Here is a 24,970-nt window from a genome sequence, read left to right as displayed (position 1 = left end):
GCCCCGGCCAAGGTTAAAATGGCCGGCAAACCAAACTTCACACGGTAACCCAGACCCAGGCATGGCCCGAGCTACTACGACAACACGTACCGATCCATCCGCGCTGCCCTCGCGCATCGGCAAGCTGCTGGGCGAAGTGCGCTGGTTCCTGTTGCTGGCTGTCACACTGGCCTTCGTCTGCATCCTGGCCAGCTACAGCAAGGCGGACCCCGGCTGGTCGCACGCCAACCAGGTGGCCGACATCCACAACCTGGGCGGCCGCGTGGGCGCCTGGATGGCCGACGTGCTGTTCTTTATCTTCGGCTTCTCCGCCTACTGGTGGGCGGTGCTGTTGGTACGCCGCTGCTGGCGCGGCTGGCGCGCGCTGACCGCCGAGCTGCCCGAGCGCAACGGCGAGGCGCGCCAGGGGCTGGTGGTGAGCTGGATCGGCTTTGGCCTGTCGCTGACCGCCAGCATGGGCCTGGAAGCCATCCGCATGTATCCGCTGCGCTCGGCGCTGCCGCGCGCCCCCGGCGGCGTGCTGGGCGACCTGCTGGGCGGCTGGATGCAGATGGCGCTGGGATTTACCGGCGCGACCCTGCTGCTGCTGCTGACGCTGGCCATCGGCCTGTCGCTGTTCTTCCATTTCTCGTGGCTGTCGGTGGCCGAGCACATCGGCGGCTTTGTCGAGAACCTCTTCCTCGGCTTCAAGGCGCGCCGCGAGAGCAAGCAGGACCGCATCATCGGCGAGGCGGCCAAGGTCGTGCGCACCGAAACCGTGGAAGTGCAGCGGGTCAAGATCGAGGAGGCGGCGCCGGTGCAGATCGTGCGGCCGCAGGCGGTGCCCAAGCACGAGCGGGTGGAGCGCGAGAAGCAACAGCCGCTGTTCGCCGATATCCAGGACTCCGACCTGCCGCCGCTGGCGCTGCTGGACCCCATCCCGACGCACCAGGAAACCGTCAGCGCCGAGACGCTGGAATTCACCTCGCGCCTGATCGAGAAGAAGCTCAAGGATTTCGGCGTCGAGGTCAAGGTGGTGGCGGCCTACCCGGGTCCGGTCATCACCCGCTACGAGATCGAGCCGGCCACCGGCGTCAAGGGCAGCCAGGTGGTCAACCTGGCGCGCGACCTGGCGCGGTCGCTGTCGCTGGTTTCCATCCGGGTGGTGGAAACCATTCCCGGCAAGGTCTACATGGGGCTGGARCTGCCCAACCCCAAGCGCCAGACGGTACGGCTGTCCGAGATCCTCGGCTCGCAGGTCTACAACGAGAGCGCATCGAACCTCACCATGGCGCTGGGCAAGGACATCGCCGGCAAGCCGATGGTGGCGGACCTGGCCAAGATGCCGCACTGCATGGTGGCCGGCACCACCGGCTCCGGCAAGTCGGTGGGCATCAACGCCATGATCCTGTCGCTGCTGTACAAGGCCAAGGCAGAGCAGGTTCGGCTGATCCTGATCGACCCCAAGATGCTCGAAATGAGCGTCTACGAAGGCATCCCGCACTTGCTGTGCCCGGTGGTGACGGATATGCGCCAGGCCGGCAACGCCCTCAACTGGGCGGTCGGAGAGATGGAGCGSCGCTACAAGCTGATGAGCRMGSTSGGCGTGCGCAACCTGGCCGGCTWCAACAAGAAGATCGACGAAGCCGCCGCGCGCGAGGAGAAGATTCCCAACCCGTTCAGCCTGACCCCGGACGCGCCCGAGCCGCTCGAAAAAGTGCCGATGATCGTGATCGTCATCGACGAGCTGGCCGACCTGATGATGGTGGTGGGCAAGAAGGTGGAAGAGCTGATCGCGCGTATCGCGCAGAAGGCCCGCGCCGCCGGCATCCATCTCGTGCTGGCCACGCAGCGGCCGTCGGTCGATGTGATTACCGGCCTGATCAAGGCCAATGTGCCGACCCGCATCGCCTTCCAGGTCAGCAGCAAGATCGATTCGCGCACCATCCTGGACCAGCAGGGCGCGGAGGCGCTGCTGGGCATGGGCGACATGCTCTACCTGGCGCCCGGCACCGGCTTGCCGATCCGCGTCCACGGCGCCTTTGTTTCCGATGAGGAAGTGCATCGCGTGGTCGAGAAGCTCAAGGAAGGCGGGGAGACCAACTATATCGAGGGCATTCTCGAAGGCGGCGTGGCCGAGGGCGACCTGGGCGGCGACAGCATGGGCGGCGGCGCCGGCATCGGCGGTGGCGGCGGCGAGGCCGATCCGCTCTACGACCAGGCCGTCGACGTGGTGCTGAAGAACCGCCGCGCATCGATCTCCCTGGTGCAGCGCCACCTGCGCATCGGCTACAACCGCGCCGCGCGGCTGCTCGAGGACATGGAAAAGGCCGGCCTGGTTTCCGCCATGTCCGGCAACGGCAATCGCGACATCCTGGCCCCGGCCGGCACCGCCCGCGAAGAAGAATGAGCCGCCGCGCGTAACATGCTGTTACGCGCGAAGCACATGGTTGCGGAATCCGCCATGCGCCCAGGGCTCTAACCGGACAGGCGGCGCTGCCGCATTGGCGCCGCCCCCCCTCCACCAAGCAAGGACAAACCATGCGAATCCGCATTCTCGTGTCGGCATGTGCCGCGGCAGCCATGCTGTCGCTGGCGGCAAGCGCGGCCATGGCTGCCGGCACCGACCAGCTCCAGGCCTTCGTCGCGGGCGTCAAGAGCGCCAGGGGCGAGTTCACCCAGCGCCAGGTCAAAGGGCAGGGCGACAGCCTCAAGGTGGCCAGCACCTCCAGCGGCACTTTCGCGTTTTCGCGTCCGGGCAAGTTCACCTGGCGCTATGTCAAGCCTTACGACCAGCTGCTGCAGGCCGATGGCCAGACGCTCTACATCTACGACAAGGACCTGAACCAGGTGACCGAGCGCAAGCTCGACGGCGCCCTGGGTTCGAGCCCCGCCGCGATCCTGTTCGGCAGCAATGACCTGGAAAAGAACTTCGCCGTGAAGAACGGTCCCACCCGCGACGGCGTAGAGTGGATCGAACTGACGCCCAGGTCCAAGGACACACAGTTCGAACGCATCGGCATCGGCTTCAAGGCCGGCAACCTGGAGGCGATGGAATTGCGCGATGCGTTCGGCAATACGACGCTGCTGACGTTCAGCGCGATGCAGAAGAACCCCTCGCTGCCCGCCGACACCTTCCGGTTCACGGTGCCCAAGGGCGCCGATGTGTTGAAGCAATGAGGCCTGCCATGATCCGAGCTTCCCTCTCCCGGCTGGCCCGGCGCCGTGGCGGCGCCGTCGCCGGCATCGCCGTGGCCGTGCTGCTCGCCGCCTGCGCGGGCCAGAACGGCGCCAGCAAGCATTTCGATGTCGATGCCTTCCTGCGCGCCTCCGACACCGCCTTGCCCGAAGTGCTCGCCAATCCGGATTTCCTCACCGCCACGCAGGCAAGCGCCAACGATTGCGCCGCGTTGCTGCAATCGACCAGCAGTGGCGTGCTGGAAGACCTCCACCCAACCGGCAGCGGCCGCGGACCGGCCTGGCTGCTGCATCCGGCGGGTTCTCCGGGCAAGGTCTGGCTGGTCGTCAGCAAGGGCAGCGGAGAACGGACCTGCCATGGGCCGCTGCCTGCCGATGCCATGAAAGTGCTGGTGGAGCGCGCCGGCGCCTGAATCCGGGTGGCGGGGCGAGGCACGATGGTGATGCCGCGTAATGATCCGGCCTGAATGGCCCCGCCCGGGGCCTTCCAACATTACAACGTTGTAACTTGACCTCCGAAATAGGAATGATTATTGTTCCTTGTTCGTCTTGTGTGAGGATGCTTCCACTGCACCTCCAGGGCGAAGCAGAACATCATCCAGGGGGAGAGTCATGACCGTATTCCGTCACTTGCTGCCGCGCGCCGCCGCGCTTGCCGTGTTGGCGCTGCCGCTCGCCGCGAGCGCACAGGAAAAAGTGCTGAACCTTTACACGGCACGCCATTACCAGACCGACGAAGCGCTCTACGCCAATTTCACCAAGCAGACCGGCATCAAGATCAACCGCATCGAAGGCCAGGAAGACCCGCTGCTGGAGCGCATCAAGAACGAGGGTGCGAACAGCCCCGCCGACGTGTTCATCACGGTCGACATCGGCCGCCTGTGGCGAGCCCAGCAGGCGGGCGTGTTCGCGCCACTCAAATCGAGCGTGCTGGACTCGCGCATTCCCGCCAACTACCGCGACCCGAACGGCGACTGGTTCGGTTTCTCGGCGCGGGCCCGCGTGATCGCCTACAACAAGGCGGCAGTCAAGCCCGGCGACATCAAGAGCTATGAAGACTTGGCCGATCCCAAGTGGAAGGGCAAGCTGTGCATCCGTTCCAGCGGGCACGTCTACAACCTGTCGCTGATGTCCAGCCTGATTGCCCACGATGGCGAGGCCAGGACGGAGCAATGGACGCGCGGTGTCGTGGCCAACCTGGCGCGCGCGCCCAAGGGCGGCGATACCGACCAGCTCAAGGCGGTGGCCGCCGGCGAATGCGATATCGCGGTCGCCAATACCTACTACATCGCCCGCATCCTGAAGTCGGCCAAGCCCGAGGACAAGGCCGTGGCGGAGAAGCTGGGCGTCGTGTGGCCCAACCAGGCCAGCCAGGGCGTGCATATGAACATCTCTGGCGGCGGCATGCTCAAGCATGCGCCCAACAAGGCATCGGCGCGCGCGTTCCTGGAGTACCTGGCAAGCGACGAGGCGCAGCGCTATTTTGCCGATGGCAATAACGAGTGGCCGGTGGTGGAAAGCGTGAAGATCAGCAATCCGGCACTCGAAGCCATGGGCAGCTTCAAGGCGGACAAGATCAATGTTGCTGAGTTGGGCAAGTACCAGCCGCAAGCACAGAAGGTAGCGGACAAGGCTGGTTACAAGTAAGCGCGGTCTGACTGGGCGGGACGGGAATGGCGGCGCAAGCCGCCATTTTTCATGCGGGGGCCTTCTGCTTCGGCTGCAAGGCGCCCGCGGCCTTGTTTTCCCCGCTTTCCAGGCGCCGGAAGCGCAGCTTTGCGCCACGCTCCCTGTGCTTCTCGAAGGTCAGTTTCAAGTGCTCGCGCCGCCGCGTGTGCGAGTGGCCCAAGGTGCCATCCGCGTACGGCAGCTTGGCCACCACGGCGCCTGCGGTCTGGCGTGCCAGCAGCACGTCCAGTGCTTGCCGCGCGCGCACCTGGGCGTGCAGCATCGCGTCGGAGGGATTGGCGCGGGCGCGCGCCTGGTCGTAAGGCAGCATGACCGGGCCGGCCAGTTGGCGCAGTGCCGCGCGGATGTGCGGGCTGTCCAGCCCGGCCTCATGGAGGATCCAGGCAGCGTCGTGGCGCAGCCATGGCTCGGGGTCGCGGAGCTTGCGCAGCAGGGCAAGCGAGATATCGGTCTGYAGGTAGCCGTGCGCGCGCCTTACCGCGTTGAGCGCGATGCGCCTGACATGGGAATTATCGTGATCGAACAGGTCCGCCACCACGCGCTCGACCATGCCTGGCTTTTCCAGTTGCTCCGCCAGTTGGCCCGCCAGGGCGATTTCCTCGACGGCGCTGACCCGGTCTTGCGGGTTCAGCCGGTTCAGCTTGAACACGAGCATGCGGTAACGAAGCTGCATAACACTCTCTGAAGTCGCTGCGAACAAGTGCCGGGCAACGATTGCGGGCGGCACAGTCATGATGCGGCGCGAAGCACGCCAGCGGCGGGGGCAGGCCGCCCGGCACGCGCGGGAAGGGGGCGGCGAGCCGGGGCGCAGCTTCGGACTAGTGAGATATCGGCAATACGTTGAAGAAATTTAGGAGTATTCGCACCTGTTTCCGCAGGCGATCCCTGTGGGTTACTCCCGCGCCTCCCGCCGTATCGAGCGCGACAGCAGGATCACCGGCAGCAGGCCCACCGCCACGATCACCAGCGACGCCGTGGCGGCTTCGGCAAGGCGCTCGTCGGATGCCAGGTTGTAGGCCTGTACCGCGAGCGTATCGAAATTGAACGGCCGCATCACAAAGGTGGCGGGCAACTCCTTCATGACATCGACGAAGACGATCAGCGCCGCGGTCAGCAGGCTGCCACGTAGCATCGGCAGGTGCACGCGCCGCAACGTGGCGCCGGGGCCGTGGCCCAGGCTGCGCGATGCCGCATCCATGCCTGGCGTGATCTTGACCAGGCCAGCGTTGACGGTTTGCAGGGCCACGCCCAGGAAGCGGACCAGGTAGGCATAGACCAGCGCGGCAATGCCGCCGGTCAGCAAGAGCCCGGCCGACCATCCCAGATGCTGTTGCAGCCAGGACGAAACGGCATTGTCCAGCCGCGCCACCGGCACCAGCACGCCCACCGCCACCACCGAGCCGGGCAGGGCATAGCCCATGCCGCACACCCGCGTGAGCGCGCGCAACAGCCAGCCCCGGCCGGCGGCAATGCCACGTCCCGCATAGCCGATCAACAGCGCGGCCAGCACGGCTACCAGCGCGGTGACGCTGGCCAGCAGGAAGCTGTTGCGCACCAGCCCTATAAAGCGCGGCCCGAACTGCGCATCGCCCTCGGCCAGCGCCATCTTGCACAGCATCAGCGCCGGGATGGCAAAACCCAGTAGCACGGGCAGCACGCACACCAGCAGCGCCAGCGCGGCCCGCCAGCCATGCAGCCGGTAGGCCGGAGCGCGGCGCTGGCCGCCGTGCACGCGGGCACGGCCGCGGCTGATGCGTTCGGCCAGCAGGATGCCGATCACGAACACCAGCATGAAGGCGGACAACTGGGCCGCTGCGTTCTTGTCGCCCAGCGAGAACCACGCGCGGTAGATGCCGGTGGAAAAGGTCGGGATGCCGAAGTAGGCCACGGTGCCGAAATCGGCCAGCGTTTCCATCAGCGCGAGCGCGGTGCCGGCGACGATGCCGGGGCGCGCGAGCGGCAGCATGATGCGCCATACGCTGCCCCAGGTGCCATAGCCAAGCAGACGCGCCGCCTCCAGCGTGTTCAGGGTTTGCTGCAGGAAGGCCGCGCGCGCGGTCAGGTAGACATAGGGATAGAGCACCAGCGTGAACAGCGCGATGGCGCCGCCCAGCGAGCGGATATCCGGAAACCAGTACTCGCGCGCGCGCCAGCCGGTCAGCTCGCGCAGCCAGCTTTGCACCGGGCCCGCGAACTGCAGCGCATCGGTATAAGCGTAGGCGATGACATAGGCGGGCATCGCCAGCGGCAGCACGAGGGCCCATTCCAGCCATGCCCGTCCGGTAAAGCGGTAGGTGCTGACCAGCCACGCGGTGGGTACGCCGAGCAGCAGCACGCCGGCACAGACCCCGGCCAGCAGCCACAAGGTATTGACCACGTACTCGGCCAGCACCGTGTCGGCGAGGTGCCGCCAGGTGTCGCCGCTGGGCGTGAGCAGGCTGCTGGCCACCTGCGCGATCGGCAGCGCGATCAGCAGTGCGGCCAGGCCGGCGACTAGGGCGAGGGGGTGCAGGCGGCTGGTAGGGCTGGGTCGAAGCAGGCTCATTCGGTGGCGGCTTGGATGACTGTGATGGTGCGTGGGAGGATGAGGCCCGCTGGCAGGCCCGGTCGGACGATCCCGGCAGGGACGCCCGGGGCCAGCGTGATTCGAGCATGGTGCTTCGATAGCCGGGCCCAGCATTCTAGCAATGCATGCAGGGCGGCCTGCATACATGCGCGGCACACAGATGGGCCCGCCCTCCATATAATGCTCGGCATGCCAAGCCACCCGCTTCCCAATTCGTCCGAGCAAGCACGAGCCGACACCGTGATCGTGGTTGATCGCATCCATCATGGATTCGGCGGGCATGCCGTCGTCAACGGCCTGTCCTTTACCCTGGCGCGCGGCAGTATCGCCTGCCTGCTCGGGCCCAGCGGCTGCGGCAAGACCACCGTGCTGCGCGCAATCGCAGGGTTCGAGCCGTTGCGCGAAGGGCGCATCCTGCTCCAGGGGACGGTGATGTCGTCGCCGGGTTTTGCCGTGGCGCCGGAGCACCGTCGCATCGGCATGGTGTTCCAGGACTACGCCTTGTTCCCGCACCTGAGCGTGGCCGACAACATCGCCTTCGGGCTGCATGCCATGCGCCGCGGCGAACGCGCCGCGCGGGTCGGGGAGATGCTGGCGCTGGTGGGGCTGGCCGGCTCCGGCGGCAAGTTTCCGCATGAGCTGTCGGGCGGCCAGYAGCAACGCGTGGCACTGGCGCGGGCGCTGGCGCCGCGTCCCGAATTGCTGCTGCTCGACGAGCCATTCTCCAATCTGGATATCGAACTGCGCGAACGCCTGAGCCTGGAGGTGCGCGACATTCTCAAGGCTCAGGGCACCACCGCCATCCTCGTCACGCACGACCAGCACGAGGCCTTCGCCATGGCTGACGAGATCGGCGTGATGCATGCCGGCGCGATCGAACAGTGGGACAGCGCGCACAACCTCTATCACCGGCCGGCCACGCGCGTGGTTGCGGACTTCATTGGCCAGGGCGTGCTGATGCCGGGCCGTCTCGCCAGTCCGCACGTGGTCACGCTGGAGCTGGGCACGCTGCAAAGCCGTGAGCCGCTTGGCGTGCCGCCCGCCACCACCGAGGTGGACGTGCTGATTCGCCCCGACGATATCGTGCATGACGACGCCAGCCCGTTGCAGGCCGAGATCCTGCACAAAGCCTTTCGCGGAGCCGATATCCTGTACACGCTGCGCCTGGCTGGCGGCGGGCAGGTGTTGTCGCTGGTGCCTTCGCACCACGATCATGCGCTCGGCGAGCGCATCGGCATCCGTGTGGAGGTGGAGGATGTCGTGGCGTTCCGGCGCGGCTGAGTGTACGCCGGCGGGCATTTGGCAGCTCGCTTGCCCTTCTTGTCGGTCCTTTTGGATACGACGGCTTCACTACCCCACGACCCCAGGACTTTCCACCATGTCTGCTTCCCTGAAGCGCGCGTCCCGGCCGCTGCGCCGTCAACTGCTGCGCGGCGGCGTGCTGCTCACCCTGCTTGCCTGTGGCGCCGGACAGGGCTGGGCGCAGCCCGCCGCCACCCCCACGGCGTGGCGCATGGCCACCGAATATCCGGCCAGCGCCATGCCGGGCGAAGGGCTGGCCACGTTCGCCGAAGAGGTGAAGACGCGCACGGCTGGCGCCATCGAGGTGATGCCCAGCTTCGATGCCAGCGCGGGCGTCAAGTCCGCGCAGATGCCCGCAGCGGTGAAAGAAGGGCGGCTGGAGGGCGGGGACGCCTTCGGTGGCGCGCTGGGCGCGGTCGATCCCCTGTTCCTGCTGTCTTCGCTGCCTTTCGTCGCGACCTCGGTGGAGTCCGCCCGGCGCCTGGCCGAACTGGCCCGCGCGGATTACGCACGGGCCTTCGAGGCGCAGGGGCAGCATCTGCTGTATGTCACGCCGTGGCCGCCGACCGGGTTGTGGTCGCGCAATCCGGTCGCTACGCTGGCCGACCTGCGCGCGCTGTCGGCACGCACCTACGACGAGACTTCCACCGAGGTCATGCACGCTGCCGGCGCGCAGGCCACCAGCCTGTCCTTTGCCGACGCCATGCCGCGCCTGAAAGACGGTTCGGTCAACGCGGTGCTGTCCTCGGGCGACGGCGGCGCGGGGCGCAAGTTATGGGATTACCTGCCCAACTTCACGGCCATTGGCTATGCCATGCCGCTGTCCTTTACCACGATCAACGCGGCCGCTTACGCGGCCCTGCCGGGCGCGTTGCGCGCCGCCGTGGATGCCGCCGCGCAGGCTACCGAGCAACGGCAGTGGACGCGCCTGGGTACCCGGCTGGAAGAGAACACCGCGCGCATGCGCGCGAACGGCGTGACCATCCAGGCAAGCCCTGCCGCGGCCGTGCAGCAGGCACTGCGCGAGGCCGGCGCGGGGGCGGTAACCGCGTGGCGCGCGCGCGTGGGCAGCGCGCGGGCCGGCGTGCTGGATGCCTTCATGCGCAACGAGCGCGCCGCGCGCTAAAGCGCTCGCCCGAGCGGGCCGCCACGCGCGATGGTCTACAYTGTCAGGTTCCGAGGCGCAGCGGTTCGCACCGTGCGCGCCTGCCCCGACATAAAGGCCTGAATACCGTGGCGGACACGCTGTTTTCCGAAGCTCCCGATCGTTCCCTACAACCCCTGGCCGAGCGCCTGCGCCCACGCAACATCGACGAGGTGATCGGCCAGCAACACCTGCTTGGCGTCGGCAAGCCGTTGCGGGTGGCGTTCGCATCCGGCGAGCCGCACTCCATGATCCTGTGGGGCCCGCCCGGTGTGGGCAAGACCACGCTGGCGCGGCTGATGGCCACGGCCTTCGATGCCGAGTTCATTGCGCTGTCGGCAGTGCTCTCGGGCGTCAAGGACATCCGCGAGGCGGTCGAGCGCGCCGAGCAATACCGCGCCCACGGCCGGCGCACGCTGGTCTTCGTGGACGAAGTCCACCGCTTCAACAAGAGCCAGCAGGATGCCTTCCTGCCGCACGTGGAAAGCGGGCTGTTCACCTTTATCGGCGCCACCACCGAGAACCCGTCCTTCGAGGTCAACGGCGCCTTGCTGTCGCGCGCCGCGGTGTATGTGCTCAAGAGCCTGGATGACGATGAGCTGACGCAGTTGGCGCGCCGCGCCGGCGAGGAACTGGGCGGCCTGCAGTGGGAGGACGAGGCGCTGCAGCTGACCGTGGCCTCGGCCGATGGCGACGGCCGCAAGCTGCTCAACAATATCGAGATCGTGGCGCGTGCCGCGCGCAGCGCCGGCGCGGCCATCATCGACAAGGCGCTGCTGGGCAGCGCCTTGTCGGAGAACCTGCGGCGCTTCGACAAGGGCGGCGACGCCTTCTACGACCAGATCAGCGCGCTGCATAAATCGGTGCGTGGCTCCGACCCGGACGCCACGCTGTACTGGTTCTGCCGCATGCTCGACGGCGGCGCCGATCCGCGCTACCTGGCGCGCCGCATCGTGCGCATGGCATGGGAAGACATCGGCCTGGCGGATCCGCGTGCCGCCCGCATCACGCTTGACGCGGCCGAGACCTACGAGCGGCTGGGCTCGCCCGAAGGCGAACTCGCGCTGGCGCAGGCGCTGATTTACCTCGCAGTCGCGCCCAAGTCCAACGCGGGCTACAACGCCTACAACGCCGCGCGCGCCTTCGTGGCGAAGGACAAGTCGCGCGGCGTGCCGGTCCACCTGCGCAACGCCCCGACCAAGCTGATGAAAGAGCTGGGCCACGGCCACGCCTACCGCTACGCGCACGACGAGCCGGAGGCCTATGCTGCCGGCGAGCATTACTTCCCCGATGACCTCAGGCGCCAGGGCTGGTACCAGCCCACCCCGCGCGGGCTGGAAGGCAAGATCGGCGACAAGCTGCGCCACCTGCGCGACCTCGATGCGCAGTGGCAGCGGCAGCAGGGCAAAGGCAAGGGCAGGGACGAAGGCGGCGAGGGCGGGGCGCAATAGCGCACATCGACAGCGCCGGGCGGGCCGTCGTCGGGAACAGCGGCCGAAGCGCCTGCCTGTTCCCCGGCCGGTGGTTCGGCGCTTGCGCCGGCCAGTACAGTAAAATGGCGGGTCCGCCGGCATACCGCTGGCCCATGCACCTCCCCTCATACGCAACATGCTAGACATCCAGCTGTTCCGCAAAGACATCGACGCCGTGGCGCAACGCCTTGCCACGCGCGGATTCCAACTCGACGTAGCGGCCTTCCAGGCACTCGAAGCCGAGCGCAAGCAACTGCAGACCCAGACCGAGGAACTGCAGGCGCGCCGCAACAGCCTCTCCAAGCAGATCGGCATGCTCAAGGGCAAGGGCGAAGACGCCTCGGCGGTGATGGCCGAAGTCGGCGGCATCGGCGATACCCTCAAGGCATCGGCCGCGCGCCTGGAAGAAATCCAGGCCCAGCTCTCCGAAATCCTGGAAGCCATCCCCAACCTGCCGCACGAGAGCGTGCCGGTGGGCCGCGACGAAACCCAGAACGTGGAAGTGCGCCGCGTCGGCACGCCGCGCAGCTTCGACTTCGAGGTCAAGGACCACGTCGACGTGGGCGAGCGGCTCGGACTGGATTTCGATACCGCGGCCAAGGTTACGGGCTCGCGCTTCTCCATGCTGCGTGGCGGCGTCGCGCGCATGCACCGCGCGCTGGTGCAGCTGATGCTCGATACCCACACGCTGGAGCACGGTTATACCGAGATGTACGTGCCGTACATCGTCAATGCCGCATCGATGCGCGGCACCGGCCAGTTGCCCAAGTTCGAGGAAGACCTGTTCAAGGTGCCGCGCAAGGTTGGCAGCGAAGAGGGCGAGCGCCTCGAGAACTTCTACCTGATCCCCACCGCCGAGGTGCCGCTGACGAATATCGTGCGCGACGCCATCGTGGCCGGCGACAAGCTGCCGCTGCGTTTCGTTGCCCACACGCCTTGCTTCCGCTCGGAAGCCGGTTCCTACGGCAGGGACACGCGCGGCATGATCCGCCAGCACCAGTTCGACAAGGTCGAACTCGTGCAGGTGGTGCAGCCCGAGCATTCATTCGATGCGCTGGAACAGCTCACGGGCCATGCGGAAGCCATCCTGAAGAAGCTGGACCTGCCGTTCCGCACCGTCGCGCTTTGCACGGGCGACATGGGCTTCGGCAGCACCAAGACCTATGACCTCGAAGTCTGGATCCCCGCGCAGGGCACGTACCGCGAGATCAGCTCCTGCTCGAACATGGGCGACTTCCAGGCGCGCCGCATGCAGGCCCGTTTCCGCGCGGGCCAGGGCAAGCCGGAGCTGCTGCACACGCTCAATGGCTCGGGCCTGGCCGTTGGCCGCACGCTGGTGGCGATCCTGGAGAACTACCAGAACGCCGATGGCTCGGTAACGGTACCGGCCGCATTGCAGCCGTATCTGGGCGGCCTGACGCGCCTGGGACCCGAGGCATAAATTTTCGCCGCCGGGGGCTTGCGGTTGGAGCGGGATTTCCTCTATAATCTTGTTCTTCGCGACAAGCGACCCAGTTACCGGAGAGGTGGCAGAGTGGTCGAATGTACCTGACTCGAAATCAGGCGTAGGTGCGAGCCTACCGTGGGTTCGAATCCCACCCTCTCCGCCAGCAGTAAGCAAAGCCCCACGATTTTTCACGGAGTCGTGGGGCTTTTGCATTGGGGGTGCGGAATCGCGCTGCCCGCATCATGGCGCGAGCAGCCCAAGCGGTCTCGCGCAGTCAATGCACTATCATGACGCTGCTCCGATTCGAACAGCCGCTCATGACCCAGCCTTCTTTCCCGCCCTCCACTCAAGCCCAATCCGGCGCCGATTTGCCTTCCGGCTATCTGCCGGGCATGCCTTATCGCCACTACAAAGGCGGCGCCTATGCCATCGTCGGCCTCGGCGTGATCGAGTCGGACATGTCGCAGGTGGTGGTGTACGAGTCGATGCGGGACCGCTCCCGGTTGTGGGTGCGTCCGCTGGATGTGTTCGCCGAAAACGTGGCTACGCCACAAGGCACGCAGCCGCGTTTCGCACTGGACTGGCCGGCGGCGCTGGGCTGCCTGGACTTCCTGCCGCGCGCGACGGTGTTGCAGGTGCTGGCTTGCTACGACGCGCCTTACCGGCACTACCATGATCGCCGGCATGTGCTGGAGATGTTTGAAGCCGCGCAGGCGCGCGGTGTGGCACTGACGCCCGCGCAAGCGCTGGCGGTGCTGTTTCACGACGCGGTCTACGTGCCGGRCTGCGAGCATAACGAAGCGGCCTCGGCCGCGCTGATCGAGACCATGGTCGTCGGCGTCGATGCCGCGGTGACATCGCTGGCCGCGCGCATCGTGATGGATACGTGCGGGCATCGCGCCTCGGTGCCCGAGTCGGAACTCGTGCTGGATCTCGATCTCTGCCGTCTGGCGGCGTCACCGGCGGACTTCGGTGCCTGGACCGCCGCTGTGTTCGAGGAAAACCGTGCGCTGCTGGCTAATCGCACCGGCCTGGACGGCGATGCCCTGTTCGCGGCCTTCCTGCAGCGCAGGATCGCTTTCCTGCAAGGCCTGGCGCAGCGCGCGCAGCTCTTCCTCACGCCGGCGTTCGCCGATTGCGAAGCGCCGGCACGCGCCAATATCGCGCGCATGGCCGCGGGAGGCTGACCGATGCCTACCGCTTCCTGGCTCACGCCGGCGACCGCGCTGGGCGTAGTGGGCCTGCTAGCCTTGTTTGCGCTATTGCTGCTGTGCTTGGTGCGCGGCTTGTTGCTGGTCATCCGCCCGCTCGTGCGCCGGCTCGATGCCGCGCGCCTGCGTGGCCGCGATGCGCTGCACGCGCGTGCCGGCCGGCAGTGGCCGCGCGTGGTCCGCATGCTGGAGCGCGATATCGCCGAACTGCTCCTGCTGGCGCTGGGCGGGGTCTTGCTGCTGGCTTGCGCGGGCGCTTTATTGTGGCTGGGCGAGTCCATCGCCGAGGGTGCGCCGCTGGTGCAAGTGGATCAGGCCGTGTTCGCGCAACTGCGCGCGTGGCAGCAAGGGTGGCTCGATACGGCCATGGTTGTGCTGACCGAACTGGGTGGAGCGCGAGTTTCCGTGGCGGTGGGCGTGACCGTGTTTGGCTGGCTGGCGTGGCGCCGTGCCTGGGTGGCGGCGGCCTACTGGGTGGGGGCGCTGGTCGGTGCGCGCGCTTGCGTGATGGTGCTCAAACTGGCGCTCGAGCGCAGCCGTCCTGCCAGCATCTACGGCGGCCTGGAGTCCTTCTCCTTCCCCAGCGGGCACGCCACCAGCAGCATGGTGACCTATGGCTTCCTGGCTTTCCTGCTGTGCTTGCGCCAGCCGTGGCGCGCCCGGATCCCGGTGATTGCGCTGACCGCGGTGACGGTGGCGCTGATTTGCCTGTCGCGGCTCTACCTTGGCATGCACTGGCTGTCCGACGTGCTGGCCGGTTGCGCGCTCGGTTTTGCCTGGATCGTGCTGCTGGGTACCGCCTACGCGACCCTGCACGCGCCGGAGCGCCTTGCGCCGCTACGCCTGGGCGTGGCCGCTGCTGCGGCGGTGGTGGTGGTTGGCGCCTGGATCGTGGCGTTCCAGTTGCCCACCACGGTGGAGCGTTATCGCCGTGCGCTTACGGCTGGAACGGTTCCGCCGGTGGCAGCCGCGAGACCAGCAACTGATCGATCTTGTGATGGTCGATATCCACCACTTCAAAGCGGAAACCCGCGGCCTCGATGGATTCCGACTTCTTCGGGATGCGCTTGAGCGTGTAGATCACCAGCCCGGCGGCGGTATCGACGTAATCCTCGCCGGGCAGCTCGTCCAGCTCCAGCGCCTTCTTCAGGTCCACCAGCGGCGTGAGGCCGTCGACCAGCCATGAGCTTTCGTCGCGCCGCACGATCTGTTCGTCTTCGGTGGAGTAGATGATGTTGCCCATCAGCGCGCCGACGATATCGTCGAGCGCGACGATGCCGACCACCAGCCCGTACTCGTTCATCACCACGGCAAAGTTCTGGTGCATCTCGCGAAAGCGCGTGAGCGACTCGGTGAGCGTGAGCGTGTCCGGGATCACCAGCACGTTCTTGTCGTGGTGCTTGCCGATATTGCCGATGTTGCCGATCACGCCGGTGGAATCGTCGGCGAGGAACATCTGCAGGATGTCCTTCGAATCGATATAGCCCAGCACGTCGTCGAGGTTGTGCCCGCACACCGGGTATTGCGCGTGCGGGTAATTGACCAGCTTGCGGCGCAGGCTGTCGGCGGGTTCGTCCAGGCCGATGTAGACCACCTCGTCGCGCGGCGTCATCACGGCGGTGACGCTCTTGGCATCGAGCTCGAACACGTTCTCGATCAGGTGAATCTCGTGCTTGTGCAGCACGCCCGCTTCCGCCCCAGCGTCGACCATGGCGGCGATGTCTTCCGAAGTGATCTGGTCGATATGCTTGGTGGGCACGCCGAACAGGCGCAGCGTGGCGTCGGCGGCGCCGTTGAACACATAGACGAGCGGCTTGAAGATCTTGATCAGGGTCAGCATCGGGTCGATCACCACCAGCGCGCACGCTTCGGGGTACGTCATGGCGATGCGCTTGGGGATCAGGTCGGCGAACTGGATGAAGAGCAGGGTGACGATCAGGAAGGAGCCGACATTGGCGATGCGCTGCGTCGCGACGGCGTCCAGGTAGGGCAGCAGCGCGGCCTGCACCAGGTCGGAGACATGCTTCTCGCCGACGATACCCGCCAGGATGGCCACGCTGTTGACGCCGATCTGCACGATGGTGAAGAAGTTGCCCGGCTCCTCCTTGAGCAGCATGATCTTGGTGGCACGGCGGTCGCCACGCTCGGACAGGGTCTGCAGCTTGGTGCGGCGCGAAGCGGTCAGCGCGATCTCGGATATCGAGAAGAAGGCGCTTACCAGGATGAGGAGAAGCAGGGTCAGGGCGAACATAGGTTTGGGAAAGCACCGTTCAGGCGCTTTGATGATGGTGCACGGCGCACGGTACTGTCAAATTCCTCAGCTTCCATAGAGGACGGCAAAAGGGCTCATTTAGGGGCGTGCTCGAAACTGACCGCCGGCGCCTCCAGCCGCTGCGGCAGCGCAGCAGCCACCTCCCGCGCCGCGGCGGCAAACTGCTCGCGCATATCGTCGGCCAGGCTGGAGCTGCCGCGGTGGCTGGCGCGCAGCAACTGGATCTCGAACGACAGGGCGGGCTTTACCTCGTGCAGCGAGACGCGCTCGGGGTTTGCGCCCAGCGCGGTGTACTGGTCGAGCAAGGTCAGGCCGAGGCCGGCATCGACCAGGGCCAGTGCCAGCGAGTAAGTCTGGACTTCCAGCGTGGAGCGCGGCTCAAGCGCGTTGCGTGCCAGCGTCTGGCGCACCAGCAGGCCGAGCGAACTGTTGTCGTCGTAGGCGATGAAGGGGCGTTCCACCAGCCGGTGCATCGGCACGTCGGCCCGGCGCCCGCGCGACGATAGCGGCTCGCCCCGAGGCACCGCCAGCAGCATCTGCCCGCCGGCCACCGGCTCGCTGGAGATGGCCTCGTGGCGCGGCGGCGAGAAGGCAAAACCCAGGTCGATCTGGTTGGCCAGCAGCCCCTGCACGATCTCGTCGGTGTGGTGGGTCAGCACCTGAACCTGGGTCTCGGGATGGCGCGCGCAGAAAGCGCGTACGGCAGGCACCAGCAAGGGGCTGGCCAGGCTCGGCGTGGCCGCCACACGCAGGCGGCCGGCACCTTTGTGGCGCAGGCTTTCGGAGACGCGCCGCACCCGCTCGATCTCGCCATAGAGCCGCTCGACATCACCGTAGAGCGCGGTGGCCTCCGGCGTGGCCTGCAGCCTGCCCTTGATCCGGTCGAACAGGCGAAATCCGAGCGTGGCCTCGGCATGCTGCAGCACGCGCGTGACGACAGGCTGCGAGACATGCAGCAGGCGGGCCGCCTCGCTGACGGTGCCGGTCAGCATGACCGCACGAAAGACCTCGATCTGGCGCAATCGCATCGGGTAACGGATGGTGCCTGGGGAGCACCTATAGCCTAAAGACATATTCTTGCACGTATTCGCATTGGGCAAGGCTGGCTGCTTGGTCTAACCTTCGTCGGATCGGATTGGACCGGGGCAGAGAGGCGGACGATGAAGGTTGTGATCGTGGGGGCGGGCGTGATCGGGATGAGCGCCGCGTGGCGGCTGGCAGGCGACGGGCATGAGGTGACCGTGCTGGAGCGGCACGGCGGCCCCGGCGAGGAAACCAGCTTCGCCAACGGCGGGCAGCTCAGCTACAGCTATGTCGCCCCCCTGGCAGGCCCGGGGGTGCTGGGCAAAGTGCCTGGCTGGCTGCTGCGTCCCGATTCGCCGATGCGCTTCCGGCCCTCGGGGGACCCCGCGCAGTGGCGCTGGCTGGCTGCGTTTGCCCGTGCCTGCAACGCCGCCACCAGTGAAGCCACCACGCGCAAGCTGCTGCGCCTTGCCTTTTACTCCCGCGACCTGATGCAGGCTTTCGTCGACAGCCAGCCGGCGGAGTTCGGCTTCGCCCGGCGCGGCAAGCTCATTGTGCATCGCGATAAAGACAGTTTCGAGGCAGCCTGCCGCCTGCTCGACTATCAGGCCAGCCTGGGCTGCGAGCAACAGGCGCTGGACGGCGATGCGTGCGTGGCGCTGGAGCCGGCGCTGGCCGGCATGCGCGGCGAGATCGCCGGCGCCATTCATACCCCGAGCGAGGAAGTGGCCGATTGCCATCGCTTTTGCCTGGCACTGGCACAGTTGCTGCGCGGCAGGCCTGGCGTGTCGCTGCGCTTCGGCGCCAGCGTGCTGGGCATCGAGTGCGAAGGCGACCGTGTGACCGGCGTGCGCACCGCGTCCGGCATCGAGCGCGCCGATGCGGTGGTGGTGGCCGGCGGCATCGGCAGCGTGGCGCTGCTCAAGCCGCTGGGCCTGCGGCCGCCCTTGTGGCCGCTCAAGGGCTACAGCATCACGGTGCCGATCGCGGATGGCGCCAGCGCGCCGCATATCAGCATCACCGACTTTGCGCGCAAGATCGTCTATGCCCGCATCGGCAATACCTTGCGCGTGGCCGGCATGGCCGATCTGGTGCGGGCGGACACCGTCATCGACCGCGCGCGGATCGCCACGCTGGCCGGCGAGACGCGCGCACTGTTTGGCGACATCGCGCCGCGCATGGAACCTGGGCAGTTGCAGCCATGGGCCGGCCTGCGTCCGGCTACGCCGAGCGGCCTGCCGATGGTGGGGCCTTCGCGCCTGCGCGGCTTGTGGCTTGATATCGGCCACGGCGCGCTCGGCTTCACGCTGGCCATGGGCAGCGCGGGTTTGCTGGCCGATGGCCTGGCAGGGCGCAAGCCGGTCATCGAAGCCGGGGATTTCGCCGCGACGCTGGCCTGAGCCCTAGCGCCGGCGTTGCAGTTTTGTTTGCGTCAAGGCGCAGAGACGTCACCACCTCAATACTTCACGAGCCGTCACCAACCCAAGGAGAAAGCGATATGCAATCCAACGTTCGTCCCCACCGATTCTCCCGCTGCCTGCTGGCTGCCGCCATGCTTGCGTGTGCCGCCGGCGCGGCCATCGCCGACGATGGCGAGACGCTGCGCAAGATCAAGGATACCGGCGTGATCTCGCTGGGCTATCGCGAGTCGTCGATCCCGTTCTCCTATACCAATGGCAAGGACGTGATGGGCTACTCGCACGAAATCCTGCTGCAGATCGTCGACAAGGTGAAAACGCAACTGCAGATGCCCAACCTGCAGGTCAAGCTGGTCCCGATTACCTCTCAGAACCGCATTACGCTGGTGCAGAACGGCACCATCGACATCGAGTGCGGCACCACCACCAACAACCTCGAGCGTCAGAAGCAGGTGGCGTTTTCCAACAGCCTCTTCGTCTACGGCCTGCGCATGCTGACGAAGAAGGACTCGGGCGTGAAGGACTTCCCGGACCTGAAGGACCGCAACGTGGTGACCACGGCGGGCACCACCGACGAACGCCTGCTGGTGAAGATGAACGGCGAGAAGGGCATGAACATGAACCTGATCAGCGCCAAGGATCACGGCCAGTCCTTCCTGATCCTGGAGACCGGCCGCGCGGTGGCCTTCGTGATGGACGAGCCGCTGCTGTACGGTGAGCTGACCAAGGCCAAGAACCACGGCGAGTGGACGGTGGTAGGCACGCCGCTGCAGACGGAGAACTACGCGTGCATGTTCCGCAAGGACGATCCGTCCTTCAAGAAGCTGGCCGATGGCGTAATCGCCGGGCTGATGACCAGCGGCCGCGCCGAGCAGCTCTACAAGAAATGGTTCCAGTCGCCGATCCCGCCGCGCGGCATCAATCTCAACTATCCGCTCTCGGCCGAGATGAAGGATCTTTACGCACAGCCTAACGACAAGGCGTTCCAGTAGGCCAGGCCGGCGCGGGCAGGGCGAATCGTTATTGCTGTGCAACGGGAAGTTGCGGTAGGCTCAATGCAGGTCTACGCTCCTGGTGGGCCAACCCTTGGCGGCGCGAATGCGGTTCGCGCCGCTTGTGCTGACTGGAGAACATATGCGATCGCTTCGTACTGGCTGCCTCGGGGCACTGCTCGCCGTTTCGCTGCTGGCAACGGGTGCCGCCGTGCAGGCCGCCGACCTGCTCGACACCGTGAAGCAGGCCGGCGTGCTGAAGATTGGCCTGGAGGGTACCTATCCGCCGTTCAACTACCGCGGCGGCGGCAACCAGCTGGAGGGTTTCGACGTCGACGTGGCCAAGGGCGTGGCGGCCAAGCTCGGCGTCAAGCCGGAGTTCGTCACCACCGAGTGGAGCGGCATCATTGCCGGGCTACAGGCTGGCAAGTTCGATGTGATCGTCAATCAGGTCGCGGTCACACCGCAGCGCAAGCAGGTGCTGGATTTCTCCACGCCTTATGTCTATTCGGCAGCGCAGCTGATCCAGCGCAAAGACGACAAGCGCCAGTTCAAATCGCTCGATGACCTGAAGGGCAAGAAGCTCGGGGTGAGCCTGGGCAGCAACTACAACGAGCTGGCCAAGTCGGTGGCCGGCATCGACGTCAAGACCTATCCCGGCGCACCGGAGTACCTGCGCGACCTGGCGGCGGAACGCGTGGACGCCGCGCTCAACGACCGCCTGATGATCGGCTACCTGATCAAGACGTCGAGCCTGCCGCTGCGGCCCGGCGCGATCGTCGAAGGTGGCAATGCCGAGGTGGCGATCCCCTTCCGCAAGGACAATCCGAAGTTCAGGCAGGCCATCGACCGCGCGCTCGACGAGATGCGCAAGGACGGCAGCCTCGGCAAGCTCTCGGTGAAGTGGTTCGGCGCGGACGTGACCAGGCCGGCCAAGTAAGCGCGGGTTGCGCCTGCCGGGCGCGAGCCTGTCAACCGGGCGTTGTGACGTTGTGATGCTGCCATGGCCGCCCTCGTTGCCGTGGCCGGCATGCTCCAGGGCCTACCATGTCCGCTCTCCAGCTTGTCGCCGATTCGCTGCCCGTGCTGATGCAGGGCATGTTGCTCACCATCAAGTTTGCCCTGCTGTCGATGGTCTTCGGACTGGTGATCGGCACCGTGGTCGCCCTGATGGGCATCAGCCACCGGCGTGTGCTGATGGCCATCGCGCGGGTCTATGTCAGCATCATGCGCGGCACGCCGCTGCTGGTGCAGATCTTCGTGGTGTACTACGGGTTGCCCGGCATCGGCATTGCACTGGAGCCCACGCCGGCCGGCGTGCTCACGCTGAGCCTGAACGTGGGGGCTTATCTTTCCGAAAGCATGCGCGGCGCCATCCTWGGCATCCCGCGCGGCCAGTGGCTGGCGGCTTATAGCCTGGGGCTGACCCAGGGCCAGACGCTGCGCTACGTGGTAGGGCCGCAGGCGTTGCGGCTGGCGGTGCCAAGCCTGTCGAACAGCCTGATCAGCCTGATCAAGGACACCTCGCTGGTGTCGGTGATTACCGTGACCGAACTGCTGCGCACGGCGCAGGAGGTGATAGCGGCAACCTACCAGCCGCTGCCGCTTTATCTTGCGGTGGCTGCGATCTACTGGATGCTCAGTACGGCGTTGTCGCAGGTGCAGCGGCGGCTGGAGCGGCGGTTGTCGCTGCCGGGGAGGCATTAGGGGGTAGGGGGTAGGGGGAGGTGGTTTTTGATTTTGGCGGTGTTGGCGTTTGCACCCAATAGCCATACGACATCGCCCTGCGAGGTTGGTCGCTGTTTCTTTTTGCGGCGATGGTTGTTGCACCCAAGTGCGTACGACATCCCCCTGCGGGGGACGCCGGTCACTCTTCTTTGCTTCGGCAAAGAAGACTAACGAGAAGAAAGCCGACCCTGCCGGGGGCAGAGCAATCGCGGGTGCAAGGGACAGGAGATTCGTCGTACGGCTACAGTTCTGCTGGCATCTGCCGGTACCGGTTTGAGCGGCCACGAATCTGCCAATTTCCAGGATTCGTGGTGTGGCCCCCGGTAGCGGAATCCTTGCCCATTCGACCATCTACCGTTACCGGCGCGAACCACCACGACACATCGCCCGCCAATGGTTTCGTAGTGGGGCGGGCGCAGTGGTCAAGGTTTCGGGCTTTTCAAAGCGGTGCCACCGCGCCCACGACGGAACCGGTGCGCTTGCAACTTCGTGGCCGCCCACTTCGCGCGCGACAGACGGCTTGTAGCATGTGATGTCCGCTACCGGGGGGCCCACCGTGAATCCCGGAAGCTGGCAGATTCGTGGCCGCTCAAGCCGGTACCGGCAGAAGCTCGCCGGAACTCCGGGCCGTACGACGAAACCACCGAGCCTCATAGGCCTGATTGCTCTGCCCCCGGCAGGGTCGGCTTTCTTCTCGTTAGTCTTCTTTGCCGAAGCAAAGAAGAGTGACCGGCATCCCCCGCAGGGGGATGTCGTACGCACTTGGGTGCAACAACCATCGCCGCAAAAAGAAACAGCGACCAACCTCGCAGGGCGATGTCGTATGGCTGTTGAATGCAAGAGCCAACGCCGCTCAAAGAAGCTACGCCGCGCCCCGCAGCACGAAAGCAAGAAAGCAAGAAAGCCAGCCGATAAGGCTGGCTTTCTTGTTTACCGCGAGGCGACTCCCACCCTCACCCCTGGGCAATCCTCTGCTCGATATGCCCCAGCGCTTCCTCCACCTGGTCCACCAGGATCAGGCAAAGGTCGCCCGGCTGCAGGTGCGACAGCGCGGTATCGATGGCGAGGAATTCCCCACGGATCTCCTCAATCGCGCTCGCGCGCCTGGCGCCTTCCAGGCCTTCGCGCAGCAGAGCCAGTACTTCGCCGTCTTCCCGGCCGCGCTGGCACTGGTCTTGATACAGGATCACCTCGTCGAATACACCGCCAAGAATCTCCGTCTGGCGGCGGATGTCGACATCGCGGCGGTCGCCCGCGCCACTGATCACCACCGAACGGCGCTTGGCCGGCATGCCCTCGATGGCGTTGCACAGCGCCTGGATCGCATCCGGGTTGTGGCCATAGTCGGCGATCAGCGTCGCACCCTTGTAGTCGAACACATTGAAGCGTCCGGGCGCATTGGCTGCGTCGTTGACGAACGTGGCGAGGCCACGGCGGATCACATCCCAGTCGATGCCGAGCGCCCAAGCCGCGGCCGTGGCGGACATGGCGTTCTCGACCTGGAAGCCGATGGTGCCGCCGCGCGTCAGCGGGATGCCCGACAGCGCAATGCGAACCTGGTTCTCGCCTTCGGCGGCCACGATATGGCCGTCCTCGACGTACACCACGCGCTTGCCCTGCGCGCAGTGCGTGGCCATCACCGGATTGTTCAGGTCGGCCGCGAAGAAGGTCACGGCGCCGGGGCAGGCGTCCGCCATGCGTACCACCATGGGGTCGGCTGCATTGAGCACCGCCATGCCATGCGGCGCCACGTTTTGCACGATGACGCTCTTGAGCACGGCGAGATCTTCCACGGTGCTGATGTAGGACAGCCCGAGGTGATCGCCTTCACCCACATTGGTGACCACCGCCACGTCGCAGCGGTCGAAGGCCAGGCCTTCGCGCAGCAGGCCGCCGCGCGCGGTCTCGAACACGGCGGCGTCCACGTCGGGGTGCATCAGCACATTGCGGGCGCTGCGCGGGCCGCTGCAGTCGCCGGTATCGATGCGCTCGCCCTTGATGTAGACGCCGTCGGTGCCGGTCATGCCCATGCGCAGGCCGCTGGCGGCGAGCAGGTGGGTGATCAGGCGGACCGTGGTGGTCTTGCCATTGGTGCCGGAGACCGCCACCACTGGGATGCGGCCATCGTCGCCGTCGGAGAACATGGTGGAGATGATGGCCTCGCCCACCGCGCGGCCCTTGCCGTAGGAGGGCTGCAGATGCATGCGCAGGCCCGGCGCTGCGTTGACCTCGACAATGCCGCCTGCCTGTTCCTCGAACGGCTTGAGCACGGTCTCGCAGACCGCGTCGACGCCGCAGATGTCGAGGCCGACCATGCGCGCGGCGGCCACGGCGCGCGCGGCCATTTCGGGGTGGACGTCGTCGGTGACGTCGGTGGCGCTGCCGCCGGTGGACAGGTTGGCGTTGTTACGCAGCACCACGCGGGTGCCCTTGGGCGGCACGGAGTCCGCCGTCAGGTTTTGCTTGGCCAGCGTAGCCAGCGCGATATCGTCGAAGCGGATCTTGGTCAGCGAGGTAGCGTGGCCCTCGCCGCGGCGCGGGTCGCGATTGACTTCCTCGACCAGCTCGCGCACGGTGTGCTTGCCGTCGCCGGTGACCTGGGGCGGGTCGCGGCGGGCAGCGGCGACCAGGTGATTGCCCACCACCAGCAGGCGGAAATCGTGACCGGGGATATAGCGCTCGACGATCACGTCGGAGCTGATGTCCGCAGCCACCTCATAGGCGGCGATGATTTCCTCGCGGGTGCGGATACGCACCGCCACGCCCTTGCCCTGGTTGCCGTCGCGCGGCTTGACCACCACCGGCGCATCGATTTCCTGCGCCACGGCCCAGGCTTCGTCGGGATCGGATACCGAGCGGCCCATCGGCACCGGCACGCCGGCCGCGTGCAGCAAGGTCTTGGTGAGTTCCTTATCCTGCGCGATCGATTCCGCGACGGCGCTGGTCATATCGGTTTCGGCGGCCTGGATGCGGCGTTGCTTGCTGCCCCAGCCGAACTGCACCATGCTGCCTTGCGTCAGGCGACGGTAAGGAATGCCGCGTGCCACGCCCGCATAGACGATGGAGCCGGTGCTCGGTCCCAGGCGCAGGTCTTCGTCGAGCTCGCGCAGGCGATGCAGCGCGTCGGCCAGGTCGAAGGGCACGTCGTCGCGCGCGGCGCGGCACAGCGTGGCGGCCAGTTCCATCGCGAGGCGTCCGACTTCCTCCTCGCTGTACTGCACCACCACCTGGTAGGTGCCGGGTTCGACGGTAGGCGCGGTGCGGCTGAAGCTGACCGGGCAGCCGGCCTCCGCCTGCAGGCGCATCGCCGCGCATTCCAGCGCGTGCGCCAGCGACACCACGCCTTCGTTGTCGTCGGGCCGCAGCGGGCCCACCTCGGGAAAGCGCGCGCGCAGGCGCTCTTCGAAACCGGGCAGGTCGGCCAGGGTGTGGGCCTCGTCGGAGCACGATACGATGGCTTCGATGGCAGTGTGGCGACACCACAGGTTGGGGCCGCGCAGGGCCCGGATACGTGAGACTTCCATGAAAT

18 protein-coding genes, 1 tRNA gene and 1 pseudogene are annotated in these 24,970 nt (G+C 66.5%); 15 read left to right on the top strand and 5 right to left on the bottom strand.

Annotated elements, in window-relative coordinates; translation table 11 throughout:
• Window positions 1–61: 61 nt before the first annotated feature.
• From AC1DN0_RS25240 to AC1DN0_RS25225, 4 genes are all read left to right on the top strand, one after another.
• Window positions 62–2,389 carry a DNA translocase FtsK gene (locus AC1DN0_RS25240; protein ID WP_477146090.1) on the top strand — a complete coding sequence of 776 codons (2,328 nt, stop codon included), beginning with the start codon at window positions 62–64 and terminating at the stop codon, window positions 2,387–2,389.
• Between the two features lie 131 nt (window positions 2,390–2,520).
• Entirely contained in the window at window positions 2,521–3,159 is a 639-nt protein-coding gene (gene lolA, locus AC1DN0_RS25235) for an outer membrane lipoprotein chaperone LolA (protein ID WP_045237963.1), read from the top strand.
• A gap of 8 nt (window positions 3,160–3,167) precedes the next feature.
• Complete coding sequence (locus AC1DN0_RS25230; protein WP_441631100.1) at window positions 3,168–3,590, top strand: hypothetical protein; 423 nt, start codon at window positions 3,168–3,170, stop codon at window positions 3,588–3,590.
• 199 nt (window positions 3,591–3,789) lie between these two features.
• On the top strand, window positions 3,790–4,824 hold the full coding sequence (locus tag AC1DN0_RS25225) for a Fe(3+) ABC transporter substrate-binding protein (protein ID WP_441631098.1): 1,035 nt from the start codon (window positions 3,790–3,792) through the stop codon (window positions 4,822–4,824).
• Window positions 4,825–4,873: 49 nt separating this feature from the next.
• On the opposite strand, the gene AC1DN0_RS25220 is transcribed toward AC1DN0_RS25225, so the two are convergent.
• A complete protein-coding gene (locus AC1DN0_RS25220; RefSeq protein WP_441631096.1) occupies window positions 4,874–5,539 on the bottom strand; it encodes a hypothetical protein in 666 nt (221 codons plus the stop codon).
• A 219-nt stretch (window positions 5,540–5,758) separates the two neighbouring features.
• Window positions 5,759–7,411 (bottom strand): ABC transporter permease, encoded by a 1,653-nt coding sequence (locus AC1DN0_RS25215; RefSeq protein ID WP_441631094.1) that lies wholly within the window; start codon window positions 7,409–7,411, stop codon window positions 5,759–5,761.
• Window positions 7,412–7,612: 201 nt separating this feature from the next.
• Here AC1DN0_RS25215 and AC1DN0_RS25210 point away from each other — a divergent pair, with 201 nt between their 5' ends.
• The 7 genes and pseudogenes from AC1DN0_RS25210 to AC1DN0_RS25180 form a co-directional block, all read left to right on the top strand.
• Window positions 7,613–8,713, top strand: coding sequence for an ABC transporter ATP-binding protein (locus tag AC1DN0_RS25210; protein ID WP_477146089.1), 1,101 nt, complete (start codon window positions 7,613–7,615; stop codon window positions 8,711–8,713).
• Between the two features lie 97 nt (window positions 8,714–8,810).
• Window positions 8,811–9,860 carry a TRAP transporter substrate-binding protein gene (locus AC1DN0_RS25205; RefSeq protein WP_441631090.1) on the top strand — a complete coding sequence of 350 codons (1,050 nt, stop codon included), beginning with the start codon at window positions 8,811–8,813 and terminating at the stop codon, window positions 9,858–9,860.
• A 107-nt stretch (window positions 9,861–9,967) separates the two neighbouring features.
• Window positions 9,968–11,329, top strand: a complete 1,362-nt coding sequence (locus AC1DN0_RS25200; RefSeq protein ID WP_441631088.1) for a replication-associated recombination protein A — start codon at window positions 9,968–9,970, stop codon at window positions 11,327–11,329.
• A gap of 157 nt (window positions 11,330–11,486) precedes the next feature.
• Window positions 11,487–12,791 (top strand): serine--tRNA ligase, encoded by a 1,305-nt coding sequence (serS, locus tag AC1DN0_RS25195; RefSeq protein WP_441631086.1) that lies wholly within the window; start codon window positions 11,487–11,489, stop codon window positions 12,789–12,791.
• Between the two features lie 79 nt (window positions 12,792–12,870).
• Window positions 12,871–12,960, top strand: a tRNA-Ser gene (locus AC1DN0_RS25190).
• A gap of 154 nt (window positions 12,961–13,114) precedes the next feature.
• On the top strand, window positions 13,115–13,984 hold the full coding sequence (locus AC1DN0_RS25185; RefSeq protein ID WP_477146088.1) for a DUF1653 domain-containing protein: 870 nt from the start codon (window positions 13,115–13,117) through the stop codon (window positions 13,982–13,984).
• A gap of 3 nt (window positions 13,985–13,987) precedes the next feature.
• Window positions 13,988–14,788, top strand: a pseudogene (locus AC1DN0_RS25180) (phosphatase PAP2 family protein); the annotation flags it as partial.
• 157 nt (window positions 14,789–14,945) lie between these two features.
• On the opposite strand, the gene paeA reads toward AC1DN0_RS25180, so the two are convergent.
• Together paeA and AC1DN0_RS25170 are read right to left on the bottom strand one after the other, a co-directional pair.
• A complete protein-coding gene (paeA, locus tag AC1DN0_RS25175) occupies window positions 14,946–16,259 on the bottom strand; it encodes a polyamine export protein PaeA (protein ID WP_441631082.1) in 1,314 nt (437 codons plus the stop codon).
• Between the two features lie 95 nt (window positions 16,260–16,354).
• Window positions 16,355–17,308: a LysR family transcriptional regulator gene (locus AC1DN0_RS25170; protein WP_441631080.1), complete on the bottom strand. Its 954-nt coding sequence runs from the start codon at window positions 17,306–17,308 to the stop codon at window positions 16,355–16,357.
• 132 nt (window positions 17,309–17,440) lie between these two features.
• Between AC1DN0_RS25170 and AC1DN0_RS25165 the strand changes: the two genes are divergently transcribed.
• The 4 genes from AC1DN0_RS25165 to AC1DN0_RS25150 all read left to right on the top strand — a co-directional run bounded on the left by AC1DN0_RS25165 (window position 17,441) and on the right by AC1DN0_RS25150 (window position 21,420).
• Entirely contained in the window at window positions 17,441–18,703 is a 1,263-nt protein-coding gene (locus AC1DN0_RS25165) for a D-amino acid dehydrogenase (RefSeq protein ID WP_441631078.1), read from the top strand.
• A gap of 98 nt (window positions 18,704–18,801) precedes the next feature.
• Complete coding sequence (locus AC1DN0_RS25160) at window positions 18,802–19,713, top strand: glutamate/aspartate ABC transporter substrate-binding protein (RefSeq protein WP_441631076.1); 912 nt, start codon at window positions 18,802–18,804, stop codon at window positions 19,711–19,713.
• A 142-nt stretch (window positions 19,714–19,855) separates the two neighbouring features.
• Window positions 19,856–20,653, top strand: a complete 798-nt coding sequence (locus AC1DN0_RS25155) for a transporter substrate-binding domain-containing protein (RefSeq protein WP_441631074.1) — start codon at window positions 19,856–19,858, stop codon at window positions 20,651–20,653.
• 107 nt (window positions 20,654–20,760) lie between these two features.
• Window positions 20,761–21,420 (top strand): amino acid ABC transporter permease, encoded by a 660-nt coding sequence (locus AC1DN0_RS25150; RefSeq protein ID WP_441631072.1) that lies wholly within the window; start codon window positions 20,761–20,763, stop codon window positions 21,418–21,420.
• 974 nt (window positions 21,421–22,394) lie between these two features.
• Here AC1DN0_RS25150 and cphA read toward each other — a convergent pair.
• Window positions 22,395–24,965, bottom strand: a complete 2,571-nt coding sequence (cphA, locus tag AC1DN0_RS25145; RefSeq protein ID WP_441631070.1) for a cyanophycin synthetase — start codon at window positions 24,963–24,965, stop codon at window positions 22,395–22,397.
• Between the last annotated feature and the right edge of the window lie 5 nt (window positions 24,966–24,970).

This window comes from Cupriavidus sp. 05N39, assembly GCF_056397325.1.
Note: the sequence above shows the minus strand (reverse complement) of the source record. Positions and strands in the feature narration are given on the sequence as shown.

Excerpts from the sequence above, each read along its gene's own strand:
- AC1DN0_RS25160 (WP_441631076.1), top strand. The coding sequence starts at position 18,802 with ATGCAATCCAACGTTCGTCCCCACCGATTCTCCCGCTGCCTGCTGGCT.
- AC1DN0_RS25205 (WP_441631090.1), top strand. The coding sequence starts at position 8,811 with ATGTCTGCTTCCCTGAAGCGCGCGTCCCGGCCGCTGCGCCGTCAACTG.
- paeA (WP_441631082.1), bottom strand. The coding sequence starts at position 16,259 with ATGTTCGCCCTGACCCTGCTTCTCCTCATCCTGGTAAGCGCCTTCTTC.
- AC1DN0_RS25215 (WP_441631094.1), bottom strand. The coding sequence starts at position 7,411 with ATGAGCCTGCTTCGACCCAGCCCTACCAGCCGCCTGCACCCCCTCGCC.
- AC1DN0_RS25155 (WP_441631074.1), top strand. The coding sequence starts at position 19,856 with ATGCGATCGCTTCGTACTGGCTGCCTCGGGGCACTGCTCGCCGTTTCG.
- AC1DN0_RS25230 (WP_441631100.1), top strand. The coding sequence starts at position 3,168 with ATGATCCGAGCTTCCCTCTCCCGGCTGGCCCGGCGCCGTGGCGGCGCC.
- lolA (WP_045237963.1), top strand. The coding sequence starts at position 2,521 with ATGCGAATCCGCATTCTCGTGTCGGCATGTGCCGCGGCAGCCATGCTG.
- AC1DN0_RS25225 (WP_441631098.1), top strand. The coding sequence starts at position 3,790 with ATGACCGTATTCCGTCACTTGCTGCCGCGCGCCGCCGCGCTTGCCGTG.
- AC1DN0_RS25170 (WP_441631080.1), bottom strand. The coding sequence starts at position 17,308 with ATGCGATTGCGCCAGATCGAGGTCTTTCGTGCGGTCATGCTGACCGGC.
- cphA (WP_441631070.1), bottom strand. The coding sequence starts at position 24,965 with ATGGAAGTCTCACGTATCCGGGCCCTGCGCGGCCCCAACCTGTGGTGT.
- AC1DN0_RS25165 (WP_441631078.1), top strand. The coding sequence starts at position 17,441 with ATGAAGGTTGTGATCGTGGGGGCGGGCGTGATCGGGATGAGCGCCGCG.
- serS (WP_441631086.1), top strand. The coding sequence starts at position 11,487 with ATGCTAGACATCCAGCTGTTCCGCAAAGACATCGACGCCGTGGCGCAA.